We start from the raw sequence: 15,411 nt of genomic DNA on the forward strand, positions 1-15,411 counted from the left end.
GGGTTGTGAGGGCGGGTATTTTAGAGGCAGCTTATGATGGGTGGCTAGGGGGCCTGCCGTGATGGTCCCATCGTGCCTTGGCTTGTATCCTGACAGGATCACTCACCCAAAAGATACCGACCCATGAAGATCAAGGAACAGTCTCTGCAGATCAGACGCATGGTGGAACAGGGGGATATCCGACAGATGTCCCGCTCCCAGGCTTGGTCGGTGGGCGCCGTGCGGGCGTTGATGGGGATCGGCAAGGAGGTCTCCGGCGGTCAGCTGAACCTGCACGCCATGAGCCTGGTGTATACCAGCTTGTTGTCCATGGTGCCGTTGCTGGCCCTGTCCTTTTCGGTGCTCAAGGCCTTTGGTGCCCATAACGCTGTGGAGCCGTTCCTGCTCACCTTGCTGGAGCCCTTGGGGGCGCAGGGCGAGGAGGTCGTCGTCAACGTGGTGGAGTTCGTGGAGAACATGCGGGTGGGGGTACTGGGTTTTGTCGGCCTGGTGTTCTTGTTCTTCACGGTGGTGGGGTTGATCCAGAAGGTGGAGGCGGCCTTCAACTACATCTGGCACGTGGATACGCCGCGCAACTTCGTGCAGAAGTTCTCCAGCTATCTGAGCGTGATCCTGGTGGGGCCGGTGCTGGTGTTTTCGGCGCTGGGGATCACCGGCACGGTGATGACCACGGACATCGTGCAGCGGGCCATGGAATACGGCATCGTGGGCGGATCGCTGGAGCTTCTGTCAAAGCTGGTGCCGTATTTTCTGGTCACCCTGGCCTTCACCTTCATCTATGTCTTCGTGCCCAACACGCGGGTGCGACCGGTGCCCGCCCTGATGGGTGCACTGGTGGCGGCAATCCTGTGGCAGAGCCTGGGCTGGGGGTTTGCCTCCATGATGGCCGGCTCCACCCGTTACGACGCCATCTATTCCAGCTTTGCCATCATGATCATGCTGTTGTTCTGGCTATACCTGAATTGGCTGATCCTGCTGGTGGGCTCGCAGGTGTCCTTCTATCTGCAGAATCCCACTTATCTACTGATCACCGACGGTGCCAAGGCCAGCCTTTCGGGCAACCTGCAGGAGCGCCTGGCACTGCGCCTGATGCAGATCCTGGGGACGCGTTTCTATGAGGGCGGAGAGCCTGTCTCCCGACAGGATCTGGCCCGTTGCGTCGGTCTGCCCGAGGAGGCTCTGGAAAGGGTGCTGCAGGCCCTGGAGAAGAGCGGATTGGTGGTGTCCACATCCAGGTATCCCAGCCGCTATCTGCCGGGAAGAGACCTGGGGCAGATCGCCCTGAAGGATATCCTGGATGCGGTTCGGGGTTACGGCAATTCCCTCCCCGGCGAGCAGGAATCCGACCTGGACGATCAGGTGGACCGGGTGTGCAAGGAGATGGAGCAGGCCATGAAGGGCGCCCTTGGCAGCCAATCGCTGCGTGACCTGGTGCAAAACGCCAACAGGAAGGGAGGGAACGCCGAGTCAACCATGGTGCCTTGAACATTCTCCGTGGCCGACCTTCGTGGTCACCATCCGATGCGCGTTGGCAAAGAGGGGAATGAACGGTCTTTTCGGTCCGGCGGAATCAAACCCCTGTCACACTTCACCTCTAACATAACGTCTCTGATTCCCCAATGAACCATCCGTGGGGCCGTGCAGGCCCCACCCAAGAGACGTCATGACCAGCACGCTTCTCTCGCGGCCCGTCGAACCGGCCGTCCGTCGTGGTAACGCCATGGATCGCCGGGTTGCCCGGGATCTGCTCGTGCATGTGGAGCCGGCCCATCCGGATCACACGAACGAAGATATCGCCGCGCGTTTTGCCGCCGATCGCTCCCTGCAAAACCTGCCCGTCACCTTCGGGCGGCGTCCCATGGGGCTGATCAACCGCAGCCTGTTTCACAACATGATGGCCAAGCCGTTCTATCCGGAGTTGTACAGTCGGCAGAGTTGTATCGCCTTCATGGACAAGAGTCCCCTTGTGGCGGATGCCGGACTGGCCATTCACCAACTCACCGCGCTGGCCATCCAGGCTGGCGAAAAGGTGTTCGCCGATGGTTTTATCCTGGTGGAAGATGGGGAATATGTCGGTGTAGGTCAGATGCTGGACCTGATGCAGGCCATGACCGAGCTTCAGGAACGACAGCATCGGCAACTGAGGGAAAGCATCGATTATGCCAGCATTCTGCAGGCCTCCCTGCTCAAGCCCTCCTGTCAGGCCCTGAAGGATGCCCTGCCGGAGCGGCATTGGTTGTGCTGGCGTCCCCGGGATGTGGTGGGCGGCGACTTCTATCATTTCCTACCCCTGTCAGACGGGTTCCTGCTGGGGGTGTTTGACTGCACGGGCCACGGTGTACCCGGTGCCTTCATGACCCTGATCGCTGTGGCCGCCCTGGAGCGCGCACTTGCCGAACAGGGTACGGATGACCCCGCTGCGCTGCTCCAGGCCATGAATCGTCGCATCAAGCAAAGCCTGAATCAGCAGGGGGATTGTGATTGCAGTACCCGTCGGCTGGAGGATTCTGACGATGGTCTCGATGGGGCGATACTGCGGTTTTATGCCTCCAGTCACCAGGCCTGCTATGCAGGTGCCCACATGCCTCTGTTTCGGGTGACGCAGGGTGCCGAGCCGTCATGCGAACAGATCAAGGGTGACAGGGCGGGCGTAGGGTACACGGGCACACACTGGGATCAGGCATGGGGGAACCAGACGCTGGAATGCCATCCCGGGGAAAGGCTGTACCTGGTCAGTGATGGCGTGATCGACCAGATTGGCGGCGACAAGCGTATCGCCTTCGGCAAGAAGCGGCTGCGGCAATGCCTGTTGGAGACACACCATCTGACGTTGCCCGAGCAGGGCAGGGCTCTTGAAAAGGCACTGGATGACTATCGTGGCGAAGAGTCCCCCCGTGACGATATCACCCTGATTGCCCTGGCGTTGCCCGATGGCCCCCATTCCCTTTGAGGTTTCCTCCATGAATCAAGCACTGTGCATCTGCACCAACAAGCCCCAGGAGTGCGCGCGGCAAAATGGCGACCTGATCTTCTACTTCGTGGGGGATTTTTCCCAGAACATCATCCACGCCATCGGCGATGCGGTGAAGCTTCGCCTGGAAGCCAGTGAAACGCCCGGCAGCACACGGCGCAAGCTCTTCTCCATCTTTATCGAGATGGCGCAGAACATCATTCACTACTCCAGCGATCCACTGGAGGCGAACGATGTATCGGTGGGGGAGATACGCGCTGGGTCGGTGTGTATCTGTCGTTCCGGCGAGCAATTTCAGATCATCTGCAAGAATCCCGTCACCCGCGACTGGGCGGATCAATTGCAACAAACACTGTCCGCCCTGCGGGAGATGTCGCGCGAGGAAATCAAACGTTCCTACCGGCAGCAGTTGCGCGCCGAGGAGCCCCCGGCCAACAGCAAGGGGGCTGGTCTGGGGCTGCTGACCATCGCCCGGGACAGCGTCGCGCCCATCGACTACGAGATCGGGGAACACCCCTCCGGGCACATGACGCTGACGTTGCGCGCCTACCTTTGAAGTTCAATCGGGAGAACACGTCCATGGATAATCGCCTTTACATCCCCGCCACACCAGACACCCCGGAAGTGGACTTCGATTTTGACGCCTGCCACCTTTGCCTGCGTGGAGAGTCCTATCCCGAGAGTGCCGTGAGTTTTTATCATGACATCCTGGAACGCACGCGGGAGTTTCTCGATGCCTGCAAGGAGACGGAGGTACAGGTCACCATCGAACTCAAGTACTTCAACAGTTCCAGTACCAAGATGCTATTCAACCTGGTGGATTTGCTCAACTACTCCATTGTTCGTGGCAATCATGTTCGCTTGAACTGGATCCATGATGAGGAAGACGAGACCATCCTGGAGTTCGGCCAGGAACTGGCCGAGGACTTTCCCGATATTGATTTCCGCGCCATGCCCACGCAGGCCCTCTGACATGGCTGCACCCGATCTCTTTGCCTCGGAGAAAGCGGCCCTGAGCCGAGCCAGGGAGGCGCTTGAACAGGGAGATGGCGAGATTGCTCACCGGGCCCTGGCGGAACTGATTCAGGGGTTTGATCGCATGATTCGCGATACGGGCCGGCTGATCAACCACGCGGATCGCACCGAGCGGGAACTCAATCAGGCCAATCAGAAGCTGCGGGAGCTCACCGAAGAGCTCACCTTCAGAAGCCGGCACGACGGGCTCACGGGGTTGCTGAATCGCGAAACCTTCATTGGCGAGACACTCCCGCTGATGGAATCTGATCCGGTCATCCTGCTGCTGCTGGACATTGATCACTTCAAGCAGGTCAACGACCGTTACGGGCATCCTGTGGGGGACAAGATCATTGTCAGTGTGGCCCGGGTGCTGCGCGAGTTGAGCCCGGAGCAGGCCCTATGCGGTCGCCTGGGAGGCGAGGAATTCGCCATCCTCCTGGCGTGCGGGGATTGGGCAGGGGCGCTGCGGCTGGCCAACGGCATCTGCGCTGCTATCAGAGAGATACGGGAGCCTCCGCACCCGGGCCTGCGGGTGACCGCCTCCATGAGTGCGGCCGCCAGTGTCCCCGGCACCCGTTTCGACACGCTGTATGTCTGTGCCGATGATGCCCTCTACCGTGCCAAATCTCTGGGAAGGGATCGCATCGAGGAGGTGCCCGACTGGATTACCCCAGACGACTGATGGGCATCGGATCCGCAACCCGCAGACCTTGATCGCTGGCAAGGCGACGATCGACAAACAGAGCGTTGCCCGCCTGTTGCTTGGCACAGCGTTTCACCTCGCTGGCCCGCTGGGCGATATCCAGGTGAGAATCAAATGTAACCGGGTGAACGGGGACCACCCCGATGGACAGGCTGAGCAAGGGGAAGAAGTGTGGCTTTCCCTGTCGATCCGGCAACGCAACACCCCCAGCCGCCCGGTCGCCGTCATCATAGAAATGTCCCACCTGCGCGGCAAAGGCATCCAGTAACCACTCGCACTGGGCGCGCCAGTCCTCCTCTTCAGTGAAGACGATGATGAAGTCATCGCCACCCACGTGTCCGACAAAGTCTCCCGGGCGCTTGGGTAGCCGGCGCATCAGGTCGCTGAGTGCGCGGATCACACGATCACCCCGGGCGTAACCGTAGTGATCATTGAAGGGCTTGAAGTGGTCTACATCGCAATAGGCCACCGTAAAGGGCTTTTCTTCACCCAGCAGCAGGTCCAGGTGTTCGTTGATGGGCACGTTACCTGGCAACTGAGTCAGTGGATTGGCGTAGCGCGCATAATGAAGCTGCAACTTGGTCAGTTTTCGTAGCAGCTCGACCAGCCAGCCCATTCCCAGATAATCCCCGGTTTGGGCATCGACGATCACGAACTCCTGGTCTACCTGCCAGTGCGCGGTGATCGCCTCGCTCAATTCTTCCAGCGGTTGGTCAGCCGGTACCAGGAGCGGATCCACCCGCATGAAATAGCGCAGCGGGCTGCGATCGTGCAGTTCACGTGTGAACCGCTGGGAGTAGAGCATGAGCAATTCATGGCGTCGCACGATACCGACCGGCTTTCCTCCGTCCACCACAGGTAGACAATGCAGATCCGGTGATGCCTGGAAACGCTCCACCGTTTCTGCCAGCGTCTGGTTCGGAGTGGCCACGGGATTGGGCCGAATCAATTCCTCTGCCCGGCTGCGACGTGCCGGGAACCAGGCCTGTTCCTTTACCGGACGGTTGTTTCGATGCCACTCCAGCGCCAGAGCGGGTTGGGCTGCAGGCCGTGCGATGTGGTAGCCCTGACCCAAGGGGATGCCCAAATGTCGAATGACATCATATTCCTCGGCGGTCTCGATTCCTTCAGCGATGATCCGTGTCCCCAGTCCGTGAGCTATCTCATTGATGGAGCGGAGAAATTGCCGTTTGACGTCATCACGGTCAACATTCTGCACAAAATGCATGTCGATCTTCACGTATTCCGGCTGTAATTCAGACCAGTGGCGCAGGCTGCTGTAGCCAGCTCCCAGGTCGTCCAGAGCAATGGAAAAACCCATGTCCCGGTAATGCCGCACGGCCTCGCGCATGATCGAATAATCGACGATGGGTTCCTGCTCGGTGAGTTCGATGACCACTCGCTCCGGTGCAATCCCGGCCTCCTTGAGGAACTGCAGGGTGAGGCCGTGTATTGCCTTTCGATCCAGCAAGACATCAGGGGTCACGTTCAGAAACAACTTGCCCTGAAGCTCCAGTTGGGCAAACTGCTGCAGGATCACCTCGCGACAAAGCACGTCCAGTTCAAACAATCGTCCTTGTCTCCGGGCTTCCGCCAGGAGTTTTTGTGGGGCGTGCCATGGGCTGTCGGAAGGCCCCCTGATCAAGCCTTCATAGCCTCTCACCGCCCCATCTCTCATGTCGACGATGGGCTGAAACAAGGCATGAAGATCCCCGCCCGCGATGATGTGGTCGAGCGTTTGACAACTGGACACTGGGTTTCCGATGTATAGGCTTTTGAACAGCTGCGAAGGGTAGCGCGGATGCGTGACATGTCTGTGACAGGGGTCACCTCCGCCCAGGGGCGCCTCGGTCCAGTCAGTTGACCCAGTATGAGTGTCATCAAAATGTCATCTATGCTTCACAAAGCTGACACCCCTGCTTTCCATACTCTCGGTCGTCAAAACCGGAATCCGCCCGGGTTCGCCTCGGGTGGGGGTCGGCTTGCCATCCATCCCGCAAGAGAGGCATTTCATGAAGCACCTTAAGAAAACTTTTGTTGCCGCTAGCGTATCGGCCGCGCTGCTCATCGCTGGCCCCGCGCAGGCGGATCGGGTTGATCCGGACCTGCCTGACTATGAGCGTGTCTCGGGCGTTTCGGGCAATCTGTCCTCCATCGGTTCAGACACCCTGAACAACCTCATGACCCTATGGGCCGAGGAATTCAGCCGCTTCTACCCCAACGTGAACATCCAGATCCAGGGCGCCGGTTCCGGCACTGCCCCGCCGTCCCTGGCCGAGGGGACCGCCAACTTCGGCCCCATGAGCCGCCCCATGCGCTCCTCCGAAAAGCAGACCTTCGAGGAACGCCACGGCTATCCGCCCACGGAAGTACCCGTGGCCATCGACCTGCTGGCGGTGTTCGTGAACAAGGACAACCCGATCGATGGTCTGACCATTCCTCAGGTGGATGCCATCTTCTCCGAGACCCGCCGTTGCGGGCATGACGAGAACATCACCCGCTGGGGCCAGGTGGGCCTGACCGGTGGCTGGGAAAACCGTGACATCGCCCTGTATGGCCGTAACTCCGTATCCGGCACCTACGGATACTTCCGTCAGCACGCCATGTGCGGTGGCGATTTCAGCAACGATGTGAACGAGCAGCCTGGTTCTGCTTCCGTGGTGCAAGGTGTGACCGAGTCCATCAATGGCATCGGTTATTCCGGCATCGGTTATCAGACGGCCGGTGTCAAGGCCATTGCCCTGGGGCGTGAGGATGGCACTTTGTACGAGCCTAATGCTGAAAACGCTCTGAATGGCAATTACCCGCTGGCCCGTTCCCTGTTGGTGTACACCAACGCCAACCCCAACCGCGGTCTGCCCCCGCTGGAGCGCGAATTCCTGAAGATGGTGCTCTCCAAGCAGGGCCAGGAAGTGACAGCCCGTGATGGCTTCGTGCCGCTGACCTCCGGTGTGGTGGAACGCGTGCGCGGCGACCTGGGCATCGAATGATCGGGTAGACCCCGGATCCTCATTTCATGCCGATCTGACCAGGGCCCCTGACGGGGCCTTGGTTTTTCCATTGTGTCGACTTCATTGCGCCGTCATGGAAATGTCATTTTCCTGAGTTACCGTTGGCGCCAACACGGTGGGCCCCTGTCGGGGTCGCCAGCCTTTCTCCCTTGATAAGACGACGATCACCATGAGCACAACCAATGCGGCCATTGGCAAGGACGGTGGGAGCCCTCGGGGCGAGGCCCTCCTGCCCAGTGGCACCCAGCGTGCCCGGCTGAGAAAGTGGCGCTATTTCAAGGACGGCGTCTCCCGTTATGGCGTGGGCGCCGGGGGCCTCGGTGTTGTTTTTGCCCTTGGCCTGATCTTTGTCTACCTCTTTTATGAGGTGGCCCCCTTGCTCATGTCGGCGGATGTCACGCCCCATGAGAGCTACCAGATCCCCGGCGAGCCCGACGCGCAAACGCTGCACCTGGCCATGGAGCGTTACGAGGAGCTTGGCGTGCGTTTCTCGGATGATGGGGTCGCCACCTTTTTCGAGACGCAGGATGGCACGGTACGCAAGTCCGTGGAGTTGCCCATTCCGCCGACGGCCCGCATCACCGGCTTCTCTGCGGCTGAATCGCGTCAGCGCCTGGTGGCCTACGGGCTGTCGGACGGTACGGCCGTGGTGGCACGGCACGACTATGATCTGACCTACCCGGATGACACACGCTACATTGAGCCCAAGCTCACCTTCCCCCTGGGCAAAGAACCGGTGGTGATGGACTCATCAGGGGAACCGCTCATCCAGGTGGCCATTCAAGAGGGTACGCGCGGATTCGCCATGGCTGCCCTGACCGCAAACAACCGGCTGGTGTTCAGCCTGTATCGTACCTCCACCAACCTGTTCACCGGCGACAGCGAGATCAGCCGCAGCGAGTATGAGTTGCCATCACCCCCCGGCGTCGCCCGGCGAGTGCTGGTGGATTCTGATCATCGGGCCGTGTTTGTTGCCGACAACCAATCTCGTCTCCACTATTACGACGTGTCGCAGCCGCGCAACCCACGGCTGGTGGAGAGCGTGCGCGTGGTGGACGAGGGCCATCAGGTGACCACCATGGAATTCCTGGTGGGCACCCAGTCCGTCATCATTGGCGGCTCGGACGGCTCCCTGACTCAATGGTTCCTGGTCCGGGACGATAACAACGAGCGGCACTTGCAAGAGGTGCGCAGCTTCGAGCCGCAGCCGGCGGCCATTGCCACCATCGCCCCGGAACTGGCCCGCAAGGGGTTTGTGGTGGGCGATGCCGCGGGTGGGCTCAGCATTCACTATGCCACATCCCATCGCACCCTCCTGCAGGAAGACATCCTGGATGGGCCCATCCAGGCCATCGGCCTGTCGCCGGTGAATCAAGCCATGCTGATGCTGGGTCCGGACGGGGGTGTCACCCCCATGACGCTCAAGAACCCCCACCCGGAGTTTTCCCTGGGCGCGCTTTGGGGCAAGGTGTGGTACGAGGGTCGCGAGGAACCCACCTATACCTGGCAGTCTTCCGGGGCCACGGACGAATTCGAGCCCAAGTTCAGTTTGATTCCCGTGACTCTGGGGACCATCAAGGCCGCCTTCTACGCCATGCTGTTCGCCACGCCCCTGGCCATCATGGGCGCCATCTACACCGCCTACTTCATGCAGCGCCATCTGCGGGGTTTTGTGAAACCCACGGTGGAGGTCATGGAGGCGATGCCCACGGTCATCCTGGGTTTTCTCGCCGGCCTGTGGCTGGCCCCCTTCGTCGAGGCCCATCTGCCGGCGGTATTCAGCATCTTTATCCTGTTGCCGTTGCTCATGCTCGTGACGGGTTTTGTCTGGTCCCGTATGCCTGAAGCGATTCGTCTGCGGTTCCCGGCGGGCCTGGAGATGCTCATTCTGGTGCCCGCCATCATCATCATGGTCTGGCTGTGCATCCAGGTAAGCCCGCTGATCGAGATCTGGTTCTTCGATGGCAGCACCCGGCAGTGGCTGACGGACGTGGGTATCAGCTTTGACCAGCGCAATGCCCTGGTGGTGGGTATCGCCATGGGCTTTGCCGTGATTCCCACCATCTTCTCCATTGCCGAGGATGCCGTCTATACGGTCCCCAGGCATCTCACACAAGGCTCTCTGGCCTTGGGGGCCACGGCCTGGCAAACGGTGGTGGGGGTGGTCCTGCCCACGGCCAGTCCGGGCATCTTTGCCGCCGTGATGATGGGCTTTGGCCGCGCGGTGGGCGAGACCATGATCGTGCTCATGGCCACGGGCAACACGCCGGTCATCAACTTCAATATCTTTGAGGGCATGCGCACCCTGTCGGCCAATATCGCCGTGGAACTCACCGAGACGGCGGTGGGCGGTACCCACTACCGGATCCTGTTCCTCTCGGCGCTGGTGCTGCTGGTGCTCACCTTCGTGCTCAATACCGCCGCCGAGATCGTGCGCCAGCGTCTGCGCCAGCGTTACAGCAACCTGTAGGCCCGGAATCCTGACCAATGACAATTAAGAAATGGTTTAAAAGCGGCTCCCCCTGGATCTGGCTTAACGCGGGTGCCATTGCCATCAGCATGATCATGGTGGTGGGCCTGCTATCGCTGATCCTGGTGCGAGGTTTCTCGCACTTCTGGCCAGCGCCCATCGTTGAGACCACATTGACACAGCCGGATGGCCAACAGGTCCAGCTGCTGGGTGAACTGTCCCGGTCACAGACGCTTCCTGCGCAGGTGATGCGCGAGGCAGGGGTGGACATCCCCAGTGACATCGACCTGGTCACGCGCCACCTGATCAAGCAGGGTAATCGGGACGTCTGGGGCCGCGACTTCGTCTGGTATCCGGAAACGGGCATGGACGAATGGCGTTACCCGAAGGAAGCGATGCGCCTTGAGCGACGTGAATGGGGTGATTTCTACGGCTATCCGGTGCGCCTGAAGGAGGAGGGACGTACGGTGGCCGAGGGTGAGAACCTCTGGCCGGAACTGCAACAGCGGGTTGATCGAGCCAATGAACTCTTCGACGAGATCCGCGGGATTGAGCGCGGAGATATCGGCTCCGTCAATCACCGGATGGAGCGTGTGCGGCTGGAAGAGCGTCGTCTTGACATGGATCGTCGTGCCGGGCGCATTGATCGTGCCTCCATGGAAGAGGCCATGGTGGAACTCGAGGCCCGGCGAGCCGAACTGGCCGATGAGTACGCGGTGCTGCAGCAGCGCCTGGATCAGCTTTATCAGGACGTGCGTCGCGACACGCTGGTGGGTCGGGTGATGGATGGCCGGGAGGTGGAGATTCCGGTCGGCCAGATCATCCGGGCCGTCCAGCCCAACGACATGTCGGTGGTCTCCAAGGTGGGGCTGTACGTGGCGCAATTCTGGGACTTTCTCAGTGGTTATCCCCGCGAGGCCAACACCGAGGGCGGTATCCTGCCGGCCATTTTCGGCACGGTGACCATGGTGTTCGTCATGTCCATCATCGTCTCTCCATTCGGGGTACTGGCGGCCATCTACCTGCGGGAATATGCTCGACAGGGCCCCTTGCTGCGAGTGATCCGTATCTCCGTCTATAACCTGGCGGGCGTGCCTTCCATCGTGTTTGGGGTCTTTGGTCTGGGTTTTTTCGTCTACTTTGTGGGGGGCGCCGTGGACCAGCAGTTCTTCCCGGCGGCACTGCCATCACCCACCTTTGGAACCCCGGGGCTGCTCTGGGCCTCGCTCACCCTGGCATTGCTGACATTGCCGGTGGTGATTGTGGCCACGGAGGAGGGGCTGGCCCGTATCCCCAGCACCATCCGTCACGGTAGCCTGGCGCTGGGTGCCACCAAGGCGGAAACCCTGTGGAAGGTGGTGGTGCCCCTGGCTACGCCGGCGATGATGACGGGGTTGATCCTGGCCATCGCCCGGGCGGCCGGCGAGGTGGCACCGCTGATGCTCGTGGGTGTGGTCAAGCTGGCCCCGACCCTGCCCATCGATGGCCACTTCCCCTTCATCCACCTGGAACGCAAGATCATGCACCTGGGCTTCCACATTTATGACGTGGGCTTCCAGAGCCCCAACGTGGAGGCGGCTCAGCCACTGGTCTATGCCACGGCCATGACTCTCGTGATACTCATCGTGATGCTGAACCTCACGGCCATCAGTATTCGCAACCGGCTGCGGGAGAAGTACCGCAGCGAATCCGATTGATCCACCGCCCCAGGTCCGATACATAAAGAGTGACTCCAATGGATGCCACAATGACCCAGACTGACAACAATGCCCCGGCTTCGAGCCATGGCATTGCCTCGAGCCTGTTCGAGAACCCGAACGCCAAGCGCCTCAGACTCTCGGATGAGCGTATTGCTCTGGAGGTGGAAAATCTCAACCTCTTTTACGGGGAAGAGCAGGCCCTCAAGAACATATCCCTGAGGCTGGCTGCCAACCGGGTGACCGCCTTCATTGGCCCTTCCGGCTGCGGCAAGTCCACCCTGCTGCGCTGCTTCAACCGCATGAATGATCTGGTGGACTCCTGCAGCATCGAGGGGGCCATTCGCCTGGAGGGCAAGGACATCTATGATCGCAAGGTGGATGTGGCCGAGCTGCGCCGCCGGGTGGGCATGGTATTCCAGAAGCCCAACCCCTTCCCCAAGACGATCTATGAGAACGTGGCGTATGGTCTTCGCCTGCAGGGCGTGCGCAGCCGCAAGGTACTCGACGAGGTGGTGGAACGTTCCCTGCGTGGGGCGGCCCTCTGGGACGAGGTCAAGGATCGTCTCAACCAGAATGCCTTCGGCCTCTCCGGTGGTCAGCAGCAGCGTCTGGTGATCGCCCGGGCCATCGCCATCGAGCCGGATGTGATCCTGCTGGACGAGCCGGCCTCGGCCCTGGACCCGATCTCCACGGCCAAGATCGAGGAGTTGATCTACGAGCTCAAGGAGGATTACACCATCTTGATCGTCACCCACAACATGCAGCAGGCCGCCCGCGTCTCCGATTACACGGCCTATATGTACCTGAGGGAAATGGTGGAATACGGCGATACCATGACCCTGTTCACCAATCCGAGCAAGAAGGCGACGGAAGATTACATTACCGGTCGCTACGGCTGATGACCCCGGTAGGGTCAACACATGACACAGCATTCTATTGAGGCATAAGGCGATGGATCAGAGCAGTCTGGGTGGTCACTACCTGGAAAAGTACAACGAAGAGCTGGAGACCCTGCGTCTTCGCGTGCTCAACATGGGGGCCCTGGTGGAGCAGCAGGTGGCCAACGCCGTGAAGGCCCTGGCCACGGCGGACACGGCCCTGGCCGATGAGGTGATTCAGGAAGATGTGCGGGTGAACAGCCTGGAGGTGGTGATCGACGAGCATTGCTCGGAGATCCTGGCGCGGCACCAGCCGGCGGCCAGTGACCTGAGGTTCATCCTGGCCATCATCAAGACCATCACCGACCTGGAGCGCATCGGCGACCAGGCCGAAAAGGTGGCTCGCATGGCATTGCACCTGGCGGAAAAGGATCGACCACGTAACCAGTACAATGATGTGAAGGCCCTGGGAGACAAGGTAACGCAGCTGGTGCACAACGCCGTGGATGCCTTTGCCCGCCTGGATGTGGACACCGCCGTGGCCACCGCACGGGAAGACATCAATGTGGACCGGGATTACGAGGCGGTGATGCGTCAGCACATCACCTTCATGATGGAAGACCCCCGCACCATTTCCCGCGCCCTGGATGTGGTCTGGGCCATCCGCGCCCTGGAGCGCGTCGGCGACCATGCCCGCAACATGTGCGAGTATGTGATCTACCTGGTCAAGGGCAAGGACGTCAGGCACATCAGTCTGGATGAGATGGAGCGCATCGCGCGGGGAGAGGATGTGAAGGGCAAGAACGAGGAGTAGCTGAGACTTCTCTCCCCTGTGAGGAGAAGGGCGTTATTGCCCCTCTCCCGCAGGCGGGAGAGGGGTTGGGGTGAGGGTGAGAGCGGGCGCCGGGTGCAGCGCCTCCTCCCGGCTATGGTTTGACCAGTGCAGTAGCCGGATATTGCCCTGAAAATCCTCTGTCAGTGCCGTGCAATGCTCCACCCAGTCGCCATCGTTGCAGTACAGCACCCCATCAATGCGCTGGATCCCCGCCTTGTGGATGTGGCCGCAGATATAGCCGTCATAGGCCCGCTCCGACGCCCGTCCGGCCGCTGCCTCCTCGAATCGCCGGATATACTCCCGAGCCTTGCCCACGCGGGTTTTGACGTGTCCGGACAATGACCAGTAGGGATGGCCCATGCGCATGCGCCAGGCGTTATAGGCCTGATTGATGCGCAGCAGCACCTGGTAGGCCCCGTCACCCAACGCCTTGGCCAATCGGTTGTGCTTCACCAGGGTGTCGAACTCGTCCCCATGGCTGACCAGGAAGCGACGACCATCGGCGGTGACATGTTCTGCCTGACGCTGCACGCTCACGCCCTGGACAACAGTGCCCACAAAGGCCCGCAGGGCCTCGTCATGGTTGCCCGGGATGTAGATCACCCGGGTGCCCGCCTGGGCCTTGTCCAGGATGCACTGAATCACGGCGCTGTGATCGGCGCTCCAGTAGACACTGCGTTTCATGCTCCACAGGTCGAAGATGTCTCCGACCAGATAGAGGGACTCACACTCGGTGGACTCAAGAAAGTCCAGCAGGTAATCGGCTCGGGATTGACGCGTACCCAGATGGACATCGGAGAGGAAGATGCTGCGGCAGTGGATGCTACCCATGACTGAATGCCCCGTTTGAAACCTGCATTGATTATCCGCGCGTCACATGACCGCAGGATCAACGGCAGATGGCATCCCCATGACGATCAAGGCGAGATGCGAAAACGGGGGATTCCCAGGGACCTCCAGGGCCCCGCTAAACCATCGGTCGGACGTCTGCAGCGGGGACGGCGCGCAGGAAATGGCGTTGATAGCGTGCGGGGAGGTCTTCACGGTTCAGCAGGATGAAGACATCGGCCACCCGGAAGTCCGGATCCCAGCAGGGTTCACCGCCGATGCGAGCGCCCAGGCGCAGGTAGGCCTTGAGCAGGGGGGGCATGACGGTTTGCCCTGGCCAGGTGGCCGTACCGGGCGGAAGCGGCAGTCGAGGCTCGACTCGCAGTGCTTCGGGAACCAGATGCTTTTCTCGCAACCGCTCCATGATGGCACGGGCCTGGCGGCCGCCATCGTGCATGGGGATACTGGCGCAGCCAATGAGATGATCCACGCGATGACTGGACATGAACTGGGCCAGCCCCGACCAGAGCACGCCAATGGCGGCGCCGTTGCGATATTCGGGGTGGACGCAGGTGCGGCCAACTTCCATGACCCGGCCCTTCAGGTATGCCACATCGCCCAGCTGAAACTCGTTCTCGGAATAGAAGCCACCGGCCAGACGAGCCTGCTGATCCAGCAGGATTCGGGTGCTGGCCACAGCCGCCCCCGTTTGAGTATCCCGGACCAACAGATGATGGCAGTAGCGGTCGTAGCGATCCTGATCCAGGCCGCAGATCACCGAGGTTTGACTCAATTCGGCCCCCATCTCCTCAGCAAACACCTGATAGCGTAGCCGCTGTGAGGCCATGATGTCGGCCTCATCCCGAGCCAGTTCGGCCCGAAGCTGATGCCGGGGTACGTTCCACTGACTGTCGTTGAGGATCGCCGTCTGCATATCGTCTGTTTTCCCAAGAGATCATGCGTGAGAGCGGTGCCGTGTCCCGCCCAGTGAGCCTGGT

At 60.7% G+C, this 15,411-nt stretch carries 13 protein-coding genes; 10 read left to right on the forward strand and 3 right to left on the reverse strand.

Features of this window, described 5'->3' with window-relative positions; translation table 11 throughout:
• Positions 1-123: 123 nt before the first annotated feature.
• The 5 genes from LPW29_RS11525 to LPW29_RS11545 all read left to right on the forward strand — a co-directional run bounded on the left by LPW29_RS11525 (position 124) and on the right by LPW29_RS11545 (position 4,670).
• Positions 124-1,485, forward strand: coding sequence for a YhjD/YihY/BrkB family envelope integrity protein (locus LPW29_RS11525; RefSeq protein ID WP_238628127.1), 1,362 nt, complete (start codon positions 124-126; stop codon positions 1,483-1,485).
• A 178-nt stretch (positions 1,486-1,663) separates the two neighbouring features.
• Complete coding sequence (locus tag LPW29_RS11530) at positions 1,664-2,950, forward strand: SpoIIE family protein phosphatase (RefSeq protein WP_238628128.1); 1,287 nt, start codon at positions 1,664-1,666, stop codon at positions 2,948-2,950.
• A gap of 10 nt (positions 2,951-2,960) precedes the next feature.
• On the forward strand, positions 2,961-3,527 hold the full coding sequence (locus tag LPW29_RS11535; protein WP_238628129.1) for a SiaB family protein kinase: 567 nt from the start codon (positions 2,961-2,963) through the stop codon (positions 3,525-3,527).
• A gap of 23 nt (positions 3,528-3,550) precedes the next feature.
• Positions 3,551-3,943: a DUF1987 domain-containing protein gene (locus LPW29_RS11540; RefSeq protein ID WP_238628130.1), complete on the forward strand. Its 393-nt coding sequence runs from the start codon at positions 3,551-3,553 to the stop codon at positions 3,941-3,943.
• Position 3,944: 1 nt separating this feature from the next.
• The gene (locus LPW29_RS11545) at positions 3,945-4,670 is read left to right on the forward strand and encodes a GGDEF domain-containing protein (protein WP_238628131.1); all 726 of its coding nucleotides are present in this window, start codon (positions 3,945-3,947) and stop codon (positions 4,668-4,670) included.
• On the opposite strand, the gene LPW29_RS11550 is transcribed toward LPW29_RS11545, so the two are convergent.
• Positions 4,654-6,444 carry an EAL domain-containing protein gene (locus LPW29_RS11550; protein WP_238628132.1) on the reverse strand — a complete coding sequence of 597 codons (1,791 nt, stop codon included), beginning with the start codon at positions 6,442-6,444 and terminating at the stop codon, positions 4,654-4,656. The two genes, LPW29_RS11545 and LPW29_RS11550, sit on opposite strands and share 17 nt — an antisense overlap.
• A 259-nt stretch (positions 6,445-6,703) precedes the next feature.
• On the opposite strand from LPW29_RS11550, the gene LPW29_RS11555 reads away from it, so the two are divergent.
• The 5 genes from LPW29_RS11555 (at position 6,704) to phoU (ending at position 13,564) form a co-directional block, all read left to right on the forward strand.
• Positions 6,704-7,681, forward strand: a complete 978-nt coding sequence (locus tag LPW29_RS11555) for a PstS family phosphate ABC transporter substrate-binding protein (protein WP_238628133.1) — start codon at positions 6,704-6,706, stop codon at positions 7,679-7,681.
• 190 nt (positions 7,682-7,871) lie between these two features.
• Positions 7,872-10,172, forward strand: a complete 2,301-nt coding sequence (locus tag LPW29_RS11560) for an ABC transporter permease subunit (protein ID WP_238628134.1) — start codon at positions 7,872-7,874, stop codon at positions 10,170-10,172.
• A 23-nt stretch (positions 10,173-10,195) separates the two neighbouring features.
• Positions 10,196-11,869, forward strand: coding sequence for a phosphate ABC transporter permease PstA (gene pstA, locus LPW29_RS11565; RefSeq protein WP_238628139.1), 1,674 nt, complete (start codon positions 10,196-10,198; stop codon positions 11,867-11,869).
• 38 nt (positions 11,870-11,907) lie between these two features.
• Positions 11,908-12,771, forward strand: coding sequence for a phosphate ABC transporter ATP-binding protein PstB (gene pstB / locus LPW29_RS11570; RefSeq protein ID WP_370642822.1), 864 nt, complete (start codon positions 11,908-11,910; stop codon positions 12,769-12,771).
• A 52-nt stretch (positions 12,772-12,823) separates the two neighbouring features.
• Positions 12,824-13,564: a phosphate signaling complex protein PhoU gene (gene phoU / locus LPW29_RS11575; RefSeq protein WP_238628136.1), complete on the forward strand. Its 741-nt coding sequence runs from the start codon at positions 12,824-12,826 to the stop codon at positions 13,562-13,564.
• A gap of 33 nt (positions 13,565-13,597) precedes the next feature.
• Here phoU and LPW29_RS11580 read toward each other — a convergent pair whose 3' ends face one another.
• Together LPW29_RS11580 and LPW29_RS11585 are read right to left on the reverse strand one after the other, a co-directional pair.
• Positions 13,598-14,416, reverse strand: a complete 819-nt coding sequence (locus LPW29_RS11580) for a UDP-2,3-diacylglucosamine diphosphatase (protein WP_238628137.1) — start codon at positions 14,414-14,416, stop codon at positions 13,598-13,600.
• 136 nt (positions 14,417-14,552) lie between these two features.
• Entirely contained in the window at positions 14,553-15,347 is a 795-nt protein-coding gene (locus LPW29_RS11585; protein WP_238628138.1) for a GNAT family N-acetyltransferase, read from the reverse strand.
• Positions 15,348-15,411: the final 64 nt, after the last annotated feature.

The sequence above is a fragment of the Ectothiorhodospira sp. 9100 genome (genome assembly GCF_022227565.1).
GTDB lineage: Bacteria > Pseudomonadota > Gammaproteobacteria > Ectothiorhodospirales > Ectothiorhodospiraceae > Ectothiorhodospira > Ectothiorhodospira marina.